At 36.7% G+C, this 16,154-nt stretch carries 16 protein-coding genes; 7 read left to right on the top strand and 9 right to left on the bottom strand.

The window, feature by feature from the left end:
* Positions 1 to 5: 5 nt before the first annotated feature.
* The 3 genes from estB to rubA form a co-directional block, all read right to left on the bottom strand.
* A complete protein-coding gene (gene estB, locus B9T30_RS09305; RefSeq protein ID WP_086184736.1) occupies positions 6 to 950 on the bottom strand; it encodes an esterase EstB in 945 nt (314 codons plus the stop codon).
* 58 nt (positions 951 to 1,008) lie between these two features.
* Entirely contained in the window at positions 1,009 to 2,187 is a 1,179-nt protein-coding gene (locus B9T30_RS09300) for an NAD(P)/FAD-dependent oxidoreductase (RefSeq protein WP_086184735.1), read from the bottom strand.
* A 68-nt stretch (positions 2,188 to 2,255) separates the two neighbouring features.
* Positions 2,256 to 2,420, bottom strand: a complete 165-nt coding sequence (gene rubA, locus B9T30_RS09295; RefSeq protein ID WP_004648213.1) for a rubredoxin RubA — start codon at positions 2,418 to 2,420, stop codon at positions 2,256 to 2,258.
* 532 nt (positions 2,421 to 2,952) lie between these two features.
* On the opposite strand from rubA, the gene B9T30_RS09290 reads away from it, so the two are divergent.
* Positions 2,953 to 3,495: an adenine phosphoribosyltransferase gene (locus B9T30_RS09290; protein WP_086184734.1), complete on the top strand. Its 543-nt coding sequence runs from the start codon at positions 2,953 to 2,955 to the stop codon at positions 3,493 to 3,495.
* 43 nt (positions 3,496 to 3,538) lie between these two features.
* Here the strand turns inward: B9T30_RS09290 and B9T30_RS09285 are convergent, their stop codons facing one another.
* Complete coding sequence (locus B9T30_RS09285) at positions 3,539 to 4,042, bottom strand: YqiA/YcfP family alpha/beta fold hydrolase (RefSeq protein WP_086184733.1); 504 nt, start codon at positions 4,040 to 4,042, stop codon at positions 3,539 to 3,541.
* A gap of 300 nt (positions 4,043 to 4,342) precedes the next feature.
* On the opposite strand from B9T30_RS09285, the gene B9T30_RS09280 reads away from it, so the two are divergent.
* Positions 4,343 to 4,660: an SRPBCC domain-containing protein gene (locus B9T30_RS09280; protein WP_413772566.1), complete on the top strand. Its 318-nt coding sequence runs from the start codon at positions 4,343 to 4,345 to the stop codon at positions 4,658 to 4,660.
* A gap of 247 nt (positions 4,661 to 4,907) precedes the next feature.
* Complete coding sequence (gene lysS / locus B9T30_RS09275; RefSeq protein ID WP_086184732.1) at positions 4,908 to 6,434, top strand: lysine--tRNA ligase; 1,527 nt, start codon at positions 4,908 to 4,910, stop codon at positions 6,432 to 6,434.
* 298 nt (positions 6,435 to 6,732) lie between these two features.
* Here lysS and B9T30_RS09270 read toward each other — a convergent pair whose 3' ends face one another.
* From B9T30_RS09270 to trpS, 3 genes are all read right to left on the bottom strand, one after another.
* On the bottom strand, positions 6,733 to 7,836 hold the full coding sequence (locus B9T30_RS09270) for a hypothetical protein (RefSeq protein ID WP_086184875.1): 1,104 nt from the start codon (positions 7,834 to 7,836) through the stop codon (positions 6,733 to 6,735).
* A 68-nt stretch (positions 7,837 to 7,904) separates the two neighbouring features.
* On the bottom strand, positions 7,905 to 9,434 hold the full coding sequence (locus B9T30_RS09265; RefSeq protein ID WP_086184731.1) for a hypothetical protein: 1,530 nt from the start codon (positions 9,432 to 9,434) through the stop codon (positions 7,905 to 7,907).
* A 436-nt stretch (positions 9,435 to 9,870) separates the two neighbouring features.
* Positions 9,871 to 10,884: a tryptophan--tRNA ligase gene (gene trpS, locus B9T30_RS09260; protein WP_074944120.1), complete on the bottom strand. Its 1,014-nt coding sequence runs from the start codon at positions 10,882 to 10,884 to the stop codon at positions 9,871 to 9,873.
* A 194-nt stretch (positions 10,885 to 11,078) separates the two neighbouring features.
* Between trpS and B9T30_RS09255 the strand changes: the two genes are divergently transcribed.
* Both B9T30_RS09255 and B9T30_RS09250 read left to right on the top strand, forming a co-directional pair.
* On the top strand, positions 11,079 to 12,005 hold the full coding sequence (locus B9T30_RS09255; protein WP_086184730.1) for a DUF808 domain-containing protein: 927 nt from the start codon (positions 11,079 to 11,081) through the stop codon (positions 12,003 to 12,005).
* A 50-nt stretch (positions 12,006 to 12,055) separates the two neighbouring features.
* Positions 12,056 to 12,961, top strand: coding sequence for a neutral zinc metallopeptidase (locus B9T30_RS09250; protein ID WP_086184729.1), 906 nt, complete (start codon positions 12,056 to 12,058; stop codon positions 12,959 to 12,961).
* A 41-nt stretch (positions 12,962 to 13,002) separates the two neighbouring features.
* On the opposite strand, the gene B9T30_RS09245 is transcribed toward B9T30_RS09250, so the two are convergent.
* Positions 13,003 to 13,560: a hypothetical protein gene (locus B9T30_RS09245; protein ID WP_086184728.1), complete on the bottom strand. Its 558-nt coding sequence runs from the start codon at positions 13,558 to 13,560 to the stop codon at positions 13,003 to 13,005.
* A gap of 281 nt (positions 13,561 to 13,841) precedes the next feature.
* Here B9T30_RS09245 and B9T30_RS09240 point away from each other — a divergent pair, with 281 nt between their 5' ends.
* Positions 13,842 to 14,177, top strand: coding sequence for an MGMT family protein (locus B9T30_RS09240; protein ID WP_086184727.1), 336 nt, complete (start codon positions 13,842 to 13,844; stop codon positions 14,175 to 14,177).
* Between the two features lie 73 nt (positions 14,178 to 14,250).
* Here B9T30_RS09240 and B9T30_RS09235 read toward each other — a convergent pair whose 3' ends face one another.
* On the bottom strand, positions 14,251 to 14,694 hold the full coding sequence (locus tag B9T30_RS09235; protein WP_074944131.1) for a universal stress protein: 444 nt from the start codon (positions 14,692 to 14,694) through the stop codon (positions 14,251 to 14,253).
* Between the two features lie 454 nt (positions 14,695 to 15,148).
* On the opposite strand from B9T30_RS09235, the gene B9T30_RS09230 reads away from it, so the two are divergent.
* Positions 15,149 to 16,015 (top strand): P-loop NTPase fold protein, encoded by an 867-nt coding sequence (locus B9T30_RS09230; protein WP_319830014.1) that lies wholly within the window; start codon positions 15,149 to 15,151, stop codon positions 16,013 to 16,015.
* Positions 16,016 to 16,154 lie beyond the last annotated feature (139 nt).

Here is a 16,154-nt window from a genome sequence, read left to right as displayed (position 1 = left end):
GTGTCCTAATGTTTTGATTTAAAGTGATCAGCAAATAATCCGCTAAGATATGGAATAAAATGCGGAGGCATATCATGCCCCATTCCATCAATTAATTCAAACTTAGCATCTGTAATTGCCTTTGCAACGGCTTTGCCATGACTCGGTGGAATTAAACGATCCCGAGAGCCATGTACCACGAGGGTCGGTTGCTGAATTTGCTTACTTAATTGTAGCAAAGAACCAGTACATAATATTGCTAAAAATTGTTGAAGTACACCCGCTGGATAATAACTTCGTTGATATAACTTGCGTGCGGTCTGAATAATCTCAATTTGATTGATATATCCGGGTGAACCAATAATATTAAATACTTTCACACTATGATTCACAATACCATCTTCGTCGGTAGATTCAGGTTTACCAATCAGACTAAAAAGTTGTTTCGGAAAGGGTGGTGGTAGTAAGGGTTGATTGTTACTGGTAAACATTAGCCCCAGATTGCTTACTTTTTGAGGGTGTTTTGCTGCCAGAATTTGCGCAATCATTCCCCCCATTGAAGCTCCGAGCACCGAGACGTTATCAAGTTCTAAATGATCAATTAACAATGCAGCATCTTCTGCCATATCATATAAATTATAGGGTGCGCCTTGGTTTTCTAAACCTAAAGCAAAGCGACCCATAAGTTTTAATGTATTGAGTCGTGGACCTGAATGACGAATTTTTGAAGACAACCCAATATCTCGGTTGTCAAAACGAATGACTCGATAACCTTGGTCTATAAGTGATTTACAGAAAAAATCAGGCCAGAATAACAATTGCGCACCTAAACCCATAATCAGCATGATTGCAGGATGTTCAGGCTTTCCACCTATTTCGACATGCAGCTCAATACCATTGCTTAAAGTGACTTTGGTTTCATGCATAAACGAAGTATATGGAGAGCCCGTGAATGTGAGTGCGCTATTCATTGTTATTTTCCTAAAAAAGGACATTTTTTTTTGAAAAAACATCCTTTATATTAAAACCTTAAACTGCTACAGGAATCAAGTCAGGTACTAATTTAGTTAGGCTTAAACGTTGTTTTGCCGCAGTTGCGCCCAAGAGTACAAAACCACGTAAGGTATTTTGACTATCGAAAGCTTTTGCAATCATGCCATCTTCTAGTTCTTCTGTCTCCCACGTAACATCGACGTCAATTGGTGCTGGAAGTACAGTCAGTGGTGCAGTAGGCGTTTTAACGGCAACAGGCATTGCAGGATAGTGAACATGAGTGTTGTCACCATTTAAGGTTTTTGCTAAAGCGCGGGCTTGTTGCATGATTGGCATCACGTAAGGTAGCAATAGACCATTGACTTCTGCACAGTCACCAATCGCATAAATATCGGCTTGATTGGTTTCTAAAAGGCCATTGGTCAAGATTCCACGGCTACATGTAATCTTTGTCGCTTTTGCTAACTCTACGTTGGGTTGTAAGCCAATTGCAGAAAGCACAATGTCTGCAATCACAGACTGACCATTGGCTAGGGTAATTTGATAGTCGCCATTTTCAACTTTGGTGACTTTTTCAACTGTTGTAGCCAATACAAAGTGAATGCCAATCTCTTCTAATTTTTCTTGGAACGAAGATGCAACATATTCAGGAATGAGACGTCCTAAAGGTCGAGCTGCTAAATCAATTACAGTGACTTGATGTTCAGTGTTTTGTAAGTCATTGGCAAATTCACAGCCAATCAGACCTGCGCCAAGAATCACGACACGTTTGTCTTGACGTATAGCCAGATTTTTACGGAAGCTTTTGTAGTCATTCAAATTGTTAACCACATGAATGTCATCACTACCATCGCCTGCAATGGCTAAGCGAACTGGATTTGCGCCAACAGCGAGAACCAATTTTGAGTAGGGCTGAGTACTTTGTTGCCCCTCTTTTTCTAAAATGAGTTGATGTTGTTCGGACTGAATTTCTTTGACCCAAGTATGTGCTTCAATACGCATCTGTAATTGAGCACTCATTTTAATGGCATCACCCAAAGCAATTTGTTCTGGTGCTTTGTTACCAACCAAAGCATTTGACAGCGTGGGTTTAGCATAGTTTACCGCATCATCTGCACAAATCATGACCAGTTCATGCTCGGGATTTAGCTTACGAAACTCACGTGCTGCGGTATAACCGGCCATACCTGAACCAATGATGACGATAGGGTGCATAGTTTTCTCCAAACGGTTTTCTAAAAGATGTAAAAAAGACCATGCGCTATGGTCTTTTGTATCAATGATTAGATTTCAATCATTTCAAAATCAACTTTTGATACACCACAATCCGGACATGTCCAATCATCTGGGATATCTTCCCATTTCGTGCCTGCGACAATACCATCTTGTGGCCAACCTTCAGCTTCGTTATAAATCCATCCACAAACGATGCATTGATACTTTTTCATTTGACTCTCCAAAGCACTGACTTTTTAAAAAGTGAAGTCAGTAAAAATCCATATACAGCTTGACTCTAGTGATATGACTTTCAATGTACATATTCAAGCAAATTTTTACGCAGTTCTAGCGTTAATGTAAAGCAAATATCTGAGTTTAGTGAGTGAATTTGAAACCAGAATTGCAGATGAGGACAAAACTTGTCATAAAAAGGCTGAAATATCATTTTTGTTTAACAATATGAACTAAATATAAACCTTTAAATGGTGATGAATGAAAGGTCTATATAAAAGGTTTAGATCACTTTTTTAAGTTTAAAAGTCAGTCTCTAGACTAAGGTCGAGGAGAAAAAGAGTATCCGATTTGTTATTTTATCATTGGGTAAATTTATATCTATTATTTATTTAAAAATTAACATAATAAAATCATATACTTGTATTTTGGTTTGGTGTTTGATTGTATTTTGCTGATGGTTGTTTACTGGTCATTTAGTGTATAAAGCGCTAAAATTGACATATTCTCTTTTTAATTAATTTTCTCCCCATGAGCAATCTGTCTACAACTTTGTGGTCTAAAATTCGTACTGTCCAAAATTTCCCTAAACCTGGGATTTGTTTCTTTGATTTAACACCATTATTTATGGGCAATATTGAGCTATTAACAGATGCGTTAATCGCAAGTATTCCTGCTGAAAAGTTGCAAGAAGTCGATAGTTTTGTTGCTGTTGAAGCACGTGGTTTTGTTCTTGCAAGCTTGTTGGCACAGCGTTTAGGCAAAGGTCTATTACTGGTTCGTAAAGCGGGTAAGTTACCGCCACCCGTAGTTGGAGTCGGCTACAGCTTAGAATATGGTATGGATCGTTTAGAAATGTCTGCTGAAATTGAGCCGCAAAAAATTATTATTGTGGATGATGTTTTGGCAACAGGCGGTACTTTAAAAGCAGTGAAACAATTGGTGGATAAATGCAACCATGAACTTTTGGGTGCTAGTATTTTCCTAGATTTACCTGACCTACATACTGATTTGGGTTTAACGGTTTGGTCAGTATTGGATGATAAAACTCAGCCAGAAAAAGCTGTTGCATAAACAATCATAAATGATAAAAAGCCTTGGTTAATCCAAGGCTTTTTTACTTCAAAAAATGTATTTGCAAATGTTGAATTAAGTCATTCAAGTTTTCAGGGCTGGCTAAACGGTGATGTCCACCTTCAACAGCTTGAACAAGCATATATGGTTCAAGTTGTTCTTTCACTGCATGCATATCTAGTACTTCATCCCCTAGCTCTAAATAAGCAATTTGAGCAATTTCATGTTCCAGATCATCTTCAGTAATAGGTGGATAGTCTTCCCGAAAATTTGGGTTGAGACTTGGATTGGCAATAATTGCTGGAATTTTATGCAAGGCTGACATTTTGAGTGCCCAATAAGCACCTAAGCTGTGTCCCACTAATATTTCAGGTTTAATTTTAGTAATAATGTCGTGATAAAAATTGGCGACAGTCTGAAAAGTAAGATTGCGATAATCGATATCAATGCAATACTTATGGTTGGCATCAATGGCATGGAATTTGGTCGATTCACGAGAAGAATCTAGTCCATGTAAAAATAAGATTTTTGAAGTATATGTACTCATTATTTTATCGTTCACTCTGTCTTTATTTACAAAGATAGAAAGAGTTGAATAGTTTCCTTTTCAACTATTTTGCTTAAAACATTGTAAGGGACTCTGGTGAACAAAGAAGTTAGCTTTTGGTCTAAGAAACCAATTATAAGATGTGAAATAAAATAATTTTAAAAATAGATATTTGAATAAAAACATGTATTTATTTGTGTTTTTTAGCTAATGATTTTTTAAATAACAAAATATAAATATATGGTAAAAATAAACATGGATAATTTTAAATGTATACGATCATTTTGATGTGTCACGGCTATGGAAATTCTAAAATATGAAATTTTGATTGCTGCAACGCCACAAAAAGTTTGGCAGGTATTATGGAACCCTGAAACGTATATGCAATGGACACAATATTTTTCACTGGGTTCAACGATGCATTCAGATTGGACAGTCCATGGCAAAACTGTTTTTCTCTATGCCAGTGGTGCGGGTATGGTTTCTACAATGAGTCAACTAGAAAAATTTAAACTGGTGGTTTTTAAACATTTAGGTCTAGTTCAAGGTGGTATTGAAGATTTAGACAGTGACGAAGTTAAGAAATGGAGGGGGAGCATTGGAAAAGTATTGGCTTGAAGATTTAAATGGAACAACAAAATTGAAAGTCGAGTTAGAAACCGCCCAAGAATATTTAGAAATGATGGATGTTGCATTTAAAAAGGGTTTTGAGTAGGTCAAACAATTGGCTGAAGGTTAAAAAGATGAATTAAAGGAAGTTGTTTTGAGTAAATCAATACTTTTGTTTGGCAATAAGTCATACGAAACTTTTACTGAATCTGCTATGCTATGCAACTTCCGTTTTTTACACATATACGAGGCAGAGATGACGCAACCTAACGCTCAATCGACTTCTGAACAACAAATTTCCGAAAACGATTTAATTGCACAGCGTCATGCCAAGTTAAAGCATATTGAACAACATGCTAAGGAAAAGGGCACTAGCCCTTGGCCGAACACCTTTAAACGTGAACACTATGCTCAAGATTTACAAGATCAATTCGCAGATCAGTCTAAAGAAGAAATTGAAGCTGGTGAAAAAGTTTATGTAAAAGTTGCAGGTCGTGTGATGTTGAACCGTGGTTCATTCATCGTGATTCAAGACATGACTGGTCGTATTCAACTTTATGTTGCGCGTAAAGAATTAGATCCAGAAGTACTTGCAACCATTAAAGGTTTAGACCTTGGTGATATTATTGCTGTTGAAGGTTATATCGGTCGTTCTGGTAAAGGCGATCTTTATGTTCATATTGAACACTTTGAACTTTTAACCAAATCACTGCGTCCACTTCCAGATAAATTCCATGGTTTAAACGATACCGAAATGAAGTATCGTAAACGTTATCTTGATTTGATGGTGAACGACGAAACACGTAAAACTTTTGAAATCCGTGCCAAAGTCGTTGCGGGTATGCGTGCATTTTTAACTGAACAACGTTTCATGGAAGTTGAAACGCCAATGATGCATGTGATTCCAGGTGGTGCATCTGCGCGTCCATTTGAAACACACCACAATGCACTTGATATGCCATTGTATTTACGTATTGCTCCTGAGCTTTACTTAAAACGCTTAGTGGTTGGTGGTTTTGAACGCGTATTCGAAATTAACCGTAACTTCCGTAATGAAGGTGTTTCGACTCGCCATAACCCAGAATTCACCATGATCGAATTCTACCAAGCATATGCAGATTACAAAGATTTGATGGCTTTGACTGAAAATATGTTGGAAAAATTAGCGCTCGATATCTTGGGTTCTACCGATGTGCCTTATCAAGGTGAAGTGTTTAGCTTCAAAGGTCCATTTAAGAAAATTTCGATGTTTGATGCCATTCTTGAACATAATTCAAATCTCACGCCAGAAAATGTGGCTGACCGTGAATTTTTGGCTAAATTTATTCAAGAAGAATTGAAAGAAAAAGTAAAACCGAGTTTTGGTCTAGGTCGATTACAAACCATCGTATTTGAAGAAACGGTGGAAACTAAACTTCGCCAACCAACATTCATTACCGAATATCCAGCGGAAACTTCACCATTGGCGCGTCGTAATGATCATAATGCACACATTACAGATCGTTTTGAGTTCTTTATTGGTGGTCGTGAATTGGCGAATGGTTTCTCAGAATTAAATGACCCAATTGACCAAGCGGAACGTTTCCAAGCGCAAGTTGAAGAGAAAGACGCAGGTGATGATGAAGCTATGCATTACGATGCTGACTTCATTGAAGCACTTGAATATGGTCTTCCTCCAACAGCGGGTCAGGGTATTGGTATTGACCGTTTGGTGATGTTATTTGCTGATGCAGCAAGTATCCGTGATGTGATTTTATTCCCTCACATGCGTCATAAAAACTAAGTCTTAAAATGAGAGTGAATACCAGTCACTTGAACTTGACTGGTATTTTCCTCGACTATTTAAAGCAGCTTAAGAGTTACAAATAGTGTTCAATGCTTGTATAAGAAAAATATCTTGAGCTAACAGTAATCTTATTTTCTGTTTAAATATTCTTCAATATCTTTGTTAGATTAAGCTCCAAAGAGTAGAGTAGTCAGTACATTAAAAATATAATTATTTGTTTTTGCTATATTTTCACCATTGATGTAATGGTGTATGACTCAATCTTATCTTAAATAATTCTTAATCTTTGCTATTGTTAAAAACCTTGAAAGGTTAGCCCCAAAGTCGCAAGCCCATATCGACGATCCAGACGCGATGCAGTCACCCCATTATACAAGAATGGAATATTGCCGATGAAATTGTGTTGGTAAAATTCCCCTTTCATAAAGGTCGATATTTTTGGGGTAACATCGTAGCTGAGTTTAAGACCAAGACTATGATTATTGTTAACTGGCGTATTACCAAAATTACGAACGCGATCATCAATGTTGTCTCGCCATAAATGCTGATACTGGTAGGCAATCTGACTTTCAAATTGACGATATCTCCAGTTCCATGAACCGCCTAAGCTGGTAAAATAAGCGTTATAGTTCAGGTCATTTTGAATCTCAATGCCATAATCACTGGCATTACCTGAAATATTCAGTTGGTTGATCAATAGATTATCGATAGAACAGGGTTTGTTTAATTTTCCTGAATATTGATTACTGGAATTAATATTGATATCCATCAAACAACCGTTATATTTGGCTTGAATATCTAAGCTATCTACTTTGACTTGGCTATAACCGACTCCAGCAAATAAATTAATTTGATTCATGGGATCAAGTTTTCGAGAAAATACACCATTCAGTTGAAATTGTAAGTCTTGCGGTTGATTGACCTGAAGTTGTTCAAGCCTTTGTTGATTAACGATGGTTGCTGTAGATTTATTTAGCTCATTGGCCTGATTTCCCCATAGCGTTGCAGCAATGAAAAAACGATCTTTTTTGTTTAAATTTAACTCAGGGAAATAGCGGATCCCCAGTGAGCCAGAGTGAATGGTATTGGTGTCTTGAGCATAATCAATTTCTCTGTACCAATATGATCCATCAACAATCCACTGTGGATGAAACTGGTATTCCATAGCAAAATGTGCACCCATGTAGTCGCCAGCGTTGCTATTCTGTACGCCTTCACTTTGTCTTATATCCAGAAAGTCGATGCGGTCATTCACTGCATTTAGTTCTGTTGTAAATTTTAAAGATGATTTGGTTTCTTTTGCTAAGCTCTGTGCCTGTAAAAAAAGATCTTCAGGTGCAGCATATAAACCAGTTGGGCATATACATGCCATATATATAATTAAATTATGATATTTCATATAATCCAAAGACAAATATTTAAATGCTGAAGATAAAAATGCCAGCTTGAAGGCTGGCATTGAATGGATTAATTCAGTTTAAAGTGAGCGACTAAGCTTGATCCTTGGAATTGAATTCCATTCACATTGATCGTATCATTTTGTAGTCCAAGAGCTGGATCTACTGTATAGGTTATAGGTAATACATAAGCTGATGCTTTTACTAAATCATTCACTGCAAGCTTGCCAATATATTGGTTATAATACTCCTGTAGTTTTGCACTGCTACTTACAACACTTGCTAGCGGAATTGAACCGTTGCTGACATTAATAATGATATCATTCTGGGTAATAAACTCTAATTGAGTTACATCTTTAAGAGATGAAGCAATATTAACCTTGGTATTCGACGGAATTTTAGCACTTAATATTGTGCCATCTGTTTTAAAGGTCACTTGAATATTATGAATGATGACATCCAAATTTTCTTTTGCTGCGCCACGGCTACCATCGAGTTTAAAACCTAATTTAATCGTATCGGTTAATTCAGACTTGGTATTATTGAGTTTAAAGTTGACAGTCAAGGCCGTAGCTAGGTTTGCATGACTTAACGCTAATGGTGCAGTAGTAGATGCTTTAAGTTCTGCCAATGAATAACCTGCTAAAGTAAAATCAGCATAAATTGGCGTTTTTAAGCTGTCTTTAATTGCCTGTGCTGGACTGTTAGGGTCTTGTAACGCTACGTTTAAAGCTGCTTGTAAAGTCGCACCATCTCCACCTGACTGTGCAATCTTATTGATCTCTGTTGATACGGTGGTAATATTACCGTTGATATTACCTTTAATATTAGGGTCTATTGGTGTGCTAGGATCATTGATGGTCGTCCCAGCTGTGGTTACAGCAGCAGTAAGAATCTCATCTAAAGCAGTTGCTTGAAGGTTACCACTACCATCAAATAGGTTTTTCCCTTGAGTCTTTAACGCACTTGCGATAGTCGAAAAAGCAATTTGTGTAGCCTGTTCTTGTGTCAATGCGACAGAGCCATCACTTTTGTTGATGGCTTGGAAGTTATCTTCAATTTGAGTTGCAAGTTGTTGTAGCGTGAAAATGACCGCCATTTCTTTTGCGCTACCATCCTTGACAGGGTTGTATGACTTAATATTTGCTGCTGTTACCGTGGTCAGACCGAGATTATTTAAAACGACCTGAAGGTCGCCAGAGCCAAGATAATATTCAAGTGATGTAAGTGGACTCGCAACGAAATCATTATTTGAAATATTTTGTAAATCTGTTTTTTTGATTTTGAGTGTGCCAGTAAATGGAAGTCCTGTTCCTATATCTGTACCCCCAGTAATGGTAATTGCTGAGTTATTACAGTTGGCAGTGGTCTTAAAAGAGAACTTACCTTGTGCATCTGTTGTGGTTGTTAAGCCATTACAGTCATCAAATTTTACAGTAGCATTGGCTAAATAGAAATCGACCGCAGTCCCCGAAATTGATTTTGATGCAAAGGGTGTTGTTGAATTATTATTGCTACCATCGCTACCGGCACATGCAGTAAGTAATGTTGTTATCGTTGTTGCAAGAAAAGTATATTTTATATATTTGTTAAGTAACATATTTTAAACCCCGTATGAATTATAATCAGTTCTCGTTATTTATAACAAATTAAGAATTTAAAAAGAAGAACAAAATAAAGTTTATTTTATATACAAAAAATTTCTAAACATTAAATAAAAATGTTTAGTTTTAAAGTCGTTTGTACATGGTAATTATTATAATTGTGTAAACAAAAAAATACGCAACGATTGGGGTGATCATTGCGTATAACAACGAAGCTGTTTTCACAGTTTCGGTTAAGGAGAATGTTAAAACTCGATAGAGCTTTAAACACTAAAAACATCATAAAATGAATGATCAGTCATTTCATGATGCTTTCAGTTAAGTTGTGTTAATTAAAGTTAATAACTATTGGTGAGTGTGATTTGTTTCTCGTTTTCTGGGCATAAAAAAGCCTTTCTCGATAAAGAAAGACTTTTTTGTGCTTAAACGTGTTTAGAAGTGAAACATGCCTAAACCCGATTTAATTTCATCAAGTGTCTGCTGGGTAATATCGCGACATTTATCTGTGCCAGTTTTTAAAATATCCATGATGTAATCAGGATCTTTAGCCAGTTCGAGACGACGTTCACGAATCGGTGTAATCAGTTCTTTCAGCACACCTTCAAGACGTTTTTTCACAGTGCCGTCGCCTAAACCACCACGACGATAATGTGCTTTTAACTCTTCAACTTCTTCTTTGTTTGGGTCAAAAGCATCTAAATAAGTAAATACAATATTGCCTTCGACTTGACCTGGATCTTCAATTCTTAAATGATTCGGGTCGGTATACATGGCATTGACTGCTTTTTTAATGTCTTTGTCAGAAGCATCTAGCACAATGGTATTGCCTAATGATTTAGACATTTTGGCTTTGCCATCAAAACCGGGTAAACGACTCATGTTTGAAAGCAGAGCTTTACATTCGGGTAGCACATCATGACCAATTTGACGATTTAAACGACGTATAATTTCATTGGTCTGTTCAATCATTGGAATTTGGTCATCACCAACAGGAACGACGGATGCTTTAAAAGCAGTAATATCTGCTGCTTGTGCAACTGGGTAGCATAAGAAGCCAGCAGGAATATCACGTTCAAAACCACGGAGTTGAATCTCTGCTTTAATGGTTGGGTTGCGTTCTAAACGCGACACAGTCACAAAATTGAGGTACAACATGGTCAATTCATTTAATGCTGGTAAGCATGACTGAACACAAATGGTTGTTTTGGTTGGATCAATGCCGACAGCAAGATAATCTGTTGCCACTTCAATAATATTGCGGCGTACTTTTTCAAAGTTATCTGCATTATCTGTTAAGGCTTGAGCATCAGCAAGGAGGAGATGTTGATGATGAGAATCTTGTAATCCTACACGCGAACGTAAAGAACCTACAAAATGACCTAAATGAAGTTGTCCAGTTGGGCGGTCGCCAGTCAAAATAACAGGACGATTGTCTTGATTACTCATTATCTCTCTATTCCAAAGTTGTTAACACAACATGTATCTGCTGATGAATTGCTATATTGTACGGCATAATGTTTTTTAATGTCAGGCACTATAAAAACAGAACATTGAAAAAATAAAAAGAATTTAATGAAGTTGATACAGTTTTCTTATATTTGTATTTAAAATACCCTCTAGATACCTCAAGGATAAAAAGAATGGCGAGTAGCTTATTAATATTATTAGACGATATTGCCACCGTATTAGATGACGTTGCTGTAATGAGTAAAATGGCGGCAAAAAAAACGGCTGGGGTATTGGGTGATGATTTGGCGCTGAATGCACAACAAGTCAGTGGTGTTCGTTCTGAACGCGAATTGCCTGTGGTTTGGAGCGTTGCTAAAGGTTCATTCATTAATAAGTTAATTCTTGTACCTTTAGCTTTACTGATTAGTGTCGTTGCACCGTGGCTGATTAATCCTTTATTGATGATTGGTGGTTTATTTTTGTGCTATGAAGGCGTAGAAAAAGTTCTGCATAGTTTGCATCATAAAAAAGCCCAAACAGAAGAAGCTGCGCAAGCAGAATTGATCGAAATAGAAACAGATTTAGTCACTTTTGAAAAAGATAAAGTTAAAGGAGCTATTCGAACGGACTTTATTTTATCTGCTGAAATTGTGGTGATTTCATTGGGTACGGTTGCCACAGCTGCATTTGGTACTAAAGTCCTCGTGCTTTCAGTGATTGCTATTTTAATGACTGTGGGTGTTTACGGTTTTGTTGCCATGATTGTGAAAATTGATGATTTAGGTTTATATTTAACCGAGCAAGCATCGAGTCTTAAGCAAAGTATTGGGCGTGGATTGTTGGCATTTGCACCAAAATTAATGAAAACCTTGACCTTTGTGGGAACCATTGCAATGTTCTTGGTCGGTGGCGGAATTATTAATCATGCTGTGCCTTTGATTCATCATTGGAGCGAAGATTCAGTCGATTATATTGAACATATTCCTACAGTTGGCAATATTGTGGGTGCAATTACCCCCACCTTAATTAATTTTGCCATTGGTTTTGTTGCGGGATTATTGGTTCTCGTAATAGTGAATTTCATTCAAAAGTTTTGGCCTAAATCCAAACAAGCATGAGCATCAATGCGCGGTAAAATCAAATAAATACAAGCTAAAGGAATATCACTATGCGCTGGAAAGGACGTCGTGTAAGTAGCAATGTTGAAGACCGTCGTGGTGGTGGCGGTGTTAAGGCGGGTGGTATTAGTATTTTAGGTCTTGTGGTTGCCTTTGTGGCGTGGAAGTTTTTTGGGGTTGACCCGCAACAAGCCTATCAAGCCACGAAGCAAGTCACATCACAAGCGCAACCCGCTGAAACGAAAGGCTTGGATCATCCCACAGCAGAACAGCAAGAAGCCATGGATTTTATTGGGACAGTCTTAGCGGATACCGAAGATACGTGGACGCAAGTCTTTCAACAGCAATTAAATAGTCAGTATGTTGCACCTAAATTGGTGATGTTTAATGGTGTGGTGAATTCAGGCTGTGGTACAGCGCAATCTGCAATGGGGCCGTTTTATTGTCCTGCCGATCGCAAAGTCTATATTGATACGACTTTCTTTAAAGATATGCGTCAGCAAATGGGTATTTCGGGGGAGCAAAATTCGACCGAGTTATCTCGCCAAGACCAAGCGGGAGATTTTGCCCAAGCCTATGTGGTCGCACATGAAGTCGGGCACCATCTACAAACCTTGTTGGGTATTTCCGATCAAGTGCAAAAAGCACGTGCTCAATCCAGTGAGGTACAAGGTAATCAACTTTCTGTGCGTCAGGAATTGCAAGCAGACTGCTTTGCAGGAATTTGGGCACATCATAATCAACAACGTACCCAATTTTTAGAGCAAGGTGATATTGAAGAAGCGATGGATGCAGCACATAAAATTGGCGATGATTACTTGCAAAAACGCGCTACAGGGCAGGTTGTGCCTGATAGTTTTACTCATGGTAGTAGTGAACAACGTATGAAATGGTTTCAAACTGGTTTGAAATCAGGAAAGATCAACGATTGTGACACTTTTAATCAAGCGATTTAAAAAATAAAAGAGGATTAAGAGTCCTCTTTTATTCTAAATTTTTAGCGATTTAAGAATTTTTTAAAGTTACGGATAATTCGAATAGAGACGTAAAGTGCAGCTAAGGCAAAGAGGCTGATGCTAAAAACAATATATTTTAAACTTGAAATATCGGCTTGATAAAATTGCTGAATTTGTTGTTTAGAATAAGACCACTGTTGCTGTTTTTGTGTCAGACTATCTTGATAATTAATGTCTTTAATATAATACTGTTGACCAACTTTTAATAAATTAATCTGTTTGATTTGTCGAGTATGCGACTGATTATAGGCATCCGTACAAATATCTTGTAAATAATGTTCGCAGTTTATTTTTGCAACATAGCCATTATGCGCAATCAGAATATAAATCGCTTCATCGGGTCGTTTATTATTCGAAACTAAAACCAGTTGTTCTTGAGTGGTTGATTTGAGCGAAATCTGTTGTGCTTGCTGGAAAGCTTGATCTGCATTTAAAATTTCTTTGCTTTTTGAATAGATACTGAAAAATAAAGCGATTGTAATGAGAAAAATTACAACTGCAAAAAAAAGTCGAAATAGCGTTTTAATTGTTTGATGCATGAATAAATTCAACTTAATAGAGAGCCAGAAGAAAGCGTTGATACATTCAGCACTTTGATGGTGCTCTATGTTAATTCATTACTGAAAATATGTAAAAAACTTAACGATAGGCAAAAATAATTTAGCAGCTTAAAAATGATCATTGGCTATAATTTTTTTTAAAGTTTTTTTCATGAATTGTACTCAGGTTGTTTTTATATTGAATGTTGTTCTAGACTAGAAGTGCGAGTAAGTAAAATCATTTGTTCTAAAGGTCGAATGAGATGATTTAAGGACCATATATGCCACAACATGCCAGTACTTCCAGTGATGAATTAGCACGGCAAATATTACAGGTGGTTGCTTTAATTCCTTATGGAAAAGTGGCTTCATATGGACAAATTGCAAAGCTGGCAGGCTTGCCTAAACATGCACGTTTAGTTGGTTATGTTTTAAAACATCTGGATCAAGCGGCTGAAATTCCTTGGCATCGAGTCATTAATTCACAAGGGAAAATTAGCCTAAGTAAATTGGATCATTGCGGGGGCAATATTCAACGCTTAAAATTATTAGACGAGGGCGTAATGGTTATTGCAGATAAGATTAATTTAAAACAATATCAATGGATGAATGATTGATCAGAAAATAACTGAAATTGAATGAAGGTAGGGGTTTTCCCATCTTTAGAGAAAGATGGGAAAAAGACAAGGATTATGGTTGACGAACAATCAGGACAGGAACATGAGATTCGCCTAGTAAGCTTTGTGCAACGCTGCCAAGGAATAGCTTTTTAAAACCTGTACGACCATGTGAGCCAATGATAATCAGGTCGGCATGCAGTTCTTCTGCTGCGCGGATAATTTCACGATGAATCACTTGTCCTTCAAGCAGTTTGGTTTCTACTTCAATGCCTTGTTCATTAAATTTTGCTTTAGCGGCAGCAAGTGATTCCTCAATTGATGTACGAGCACGTTCTATTAAATCATTTGTTTGACTCGCAGAAATATATTCCGCTGCAATATATGGGTCGAGTACTAAAGCCTGAACCACTGTAATTTTACTGCCAAATGCTTTAGCAAATTCAACTGCTTTTTCAACGGCTGCATGTGATGTTTCTGAACCGTCAACTGGCACTAAAATATTATGATAAGCCATGTGAATTTCTCCTTATAATCGTTACTAAAACAGATGTGTTATAGAACTATAAATTGTTGTTTGTTAAAGCAGCTTACATTTTGATACTAACTACATTTTTTCTAAAATAAAACCTAGTAATTTCATGGGGATAATTCGTCACCGTAAAGTACTATTTCTAATTTAATCTAACATGTATTGCTTTGGAATATAGAGGCTTTAAAACTAAAGTCTGATGAAATTGTAAGCAGATTTTTTATTTGAAAGGATGTGAAATATGCCTTTGAAAAATGGCATATCATAAGTGTAGTAACTTACTAATAATGAAATAGAAATGACTGAACAAAATCAATTAAATTGGCAACGGGATAATTTTAAAAATATTGAAGAAGCTTGGTAAGGCGACCTTTGGGAGCGTAAGCGTTTAGGCATTCAACTCACCAACTATGTGGATCGTTTAAATTGTGGTGCTGTATTGGCTTTGGATGCACGTTGGGGTGAGGGGAAAACGTGGTTTGTAAGGCATTGGCAAAAGCATTTAGAAGATGAAAAGCATAACGTGATTTATTTGGATGCCTTTGCGAATGATTATTTAGATGATCCTTTTTTGGTGATTTCTTCTGAGATTACCGCTTGTTTGTCAAAAGATGATGATGCTAATTCAGATCATATCAATACTTTTAAAGAAAAGGCAGCGGCTGCATACCAAGCGTTATTGCCAACTTTACCTAAAGTTTTACTTACACTGGGTCTGAACTTAATTAGTGGTGGGGTTTTGGGTACTTTAGCTCAACAGGTATACGAATCTGGTGAAAAAGTGATTGAATCTGCAACTGATGAAATTGGCGATAAAATTAAAGAAAGTATTGAAGCTAAGATTGAATCACATGAAGCTGATAAAAATACTTTATTGGCATTCAAACAAGAGTTAACTCAATTAGCAAAAGAATTTGATAAACCTTTGGTTTTTATTATTGATGAACTAGACCGTTGTCGCCCTGACTTTGCGATTCGTTTAATTGAACGGATTAAGCACTTTTTTGATATTCCTAAAATTGTATTTGTTTTGGTCATGCATAAAGAGCAATTTTCAAAAGTCGTTTGTCATAATTATGGATATGATGAGGCTTTAGGTGAAGAGTATTTGGATAAGTTTGTGGATTTTGAAATTCCCTTGAGAGATAGGATTGGTATTATGACTAAGTCTCAAGGAAATTTACAATTAATTAATAAGTTTTTAAATGATATCGGTGAGAATTCATTTGATATAGCCTTTGTTTTTCTTTTGAATTTTGAAAAGAATATAACTGCAAGGGAGTTGAAAAGAAAAATTAATCGGTAGTGTTTAAATTTAACGTGTTATCCACCTATTTTTCATATCCTGATTATATTTCAACAAAAATAGATGTAAGACAGCCTCGTGATTCTCTTTCTTCTTTGAAAAGCTCAAAGTTTTTCGTGTAAAACGTCCTAAGCGATTT

The organism is Acinetobacter sp. ANC 4973 (assembly GCF_002135275.1).
GTDB classification, from domain to species: domain Bacteria; phylum Pseudomonadota; class Gammaproteobacteria; order Pseudomonadales; family Moraxellaceae; genus Acinetobacter; species Acinetobacter kyonggiensis.
Note: the sequence above shows the minus strand (reverse complement) of the source record. Positions and strands in the feature narration are given on the sequence as shown.

What these genes read in the sequence shown, in the direction of transcription:
- estB (WP_086184736.1), bottom strand. Translation starts at nt 950, where the DNA reads ATGAATAGCGCACTCACATTCACGGGCTCTCCATATACTTCGTTTATG.
- B9T30_RS09300 (WP_086184735.1), bottom strand. Translation starts at nt 2,187, where the DNA reads ATGCACCCTATCGTCATCATTGGTTCAGGTATGGCCGGTTATACCGCA.
- rubA (WP_004648213.1), bottom strand. Translation starts at nt 2,420, where the DNA reads ATGAAAAAGTATCAATGCATCGTTTGTGGATGGATTTATAACGAAGCT.
- B9T30_RS09290 (WP_086184734.1), top strand. Translation starts at nt 2,953, where the DNA reads ATGAGCAATCTGTCTACAACTTTGTGGTCTAAAATTCGTACTGTCCAA.
- B9T30_RS09285 (WP_086184733.1), bottom strand. Translation starts at nt 4,042, where the DNA reads ATGAGTACATATACTTCAAAAATCTTATTTTTACATGGACTAGATTCT.
- B9T30_RS09280 (WP_413772566.1), top strand. Translation starts at nt 4,343, where the DNA reads ATGGAAATTCTAAAATATGAAATTTTGATTGCTGCAACGCCACAAAAA.
- lysS (WP_086184732.1), top strand. Translation starts at nt 4,908, where the DNA reads ATGACGCAACCTAACGCTCAATCGACTTCTGAACAACAAATTTCCGAA.
- B9T30_RS09270 (WP_086184875.1), bottom strand. Translation starts at nt 7,836, where the DNA reads ATGAAATATCATAATTTAATTATATATATGGCATGTATATGCCCAACT.
- B9T30_RS09265 (WP_086184731.1), bottom strand. Translation starts at nt 9,434, where the DNA reads ATGTTACTTAACAAATATATAAAATATACTTTTCTTGCAACAACGATA.
- trpS (WP_074944120.1), bottom strand. Translation starts at nt 10,884, where the DNA reads ATGAGTAATCAAGACAATCGTCCTGTTATTTTGACTGGCGACCGCCCA.
- B9T30_RS09255 (WP_086184730.1), top strand. Translation starts at nt 11,079, where the DNA reads ATGGCGAGTAGCTTATTAATATTATTAGACGATATTGCCACCGTATTA.
- B9T30_RS09250 (WP_086184729.1), top strand. Translation starts at nt 12,056, where the DNA reads ATGCGCTGGAAAGGACGTCGTGTAAGTAGCAATGTTGAAGACCGTCGT.
- B9T30_RS09245 (WP_086184728.1), bottom strand. Translation starts at nt 13,560, where the DNA reads ATGCATCAAACAATTAAAACGCTATTTCGACTTTTTTTTGCAGTTGTA.
- B9T30_RS09240 (WP_086184727.1), top strand. Translation starts at nt 13,842, where the DNA reads ATGCCACAACATGCCAGTACTTCCAGTGATGAATTAGCACGGCAAATA.
- B9T30_RS09235 (WP_074944131.1), bottom strand. Translation starts at nt 14,694, where the DNA reads ATGGCTTATCATAATATTTTAGTGCCAGTTGACGGTTCAGAAACATCA.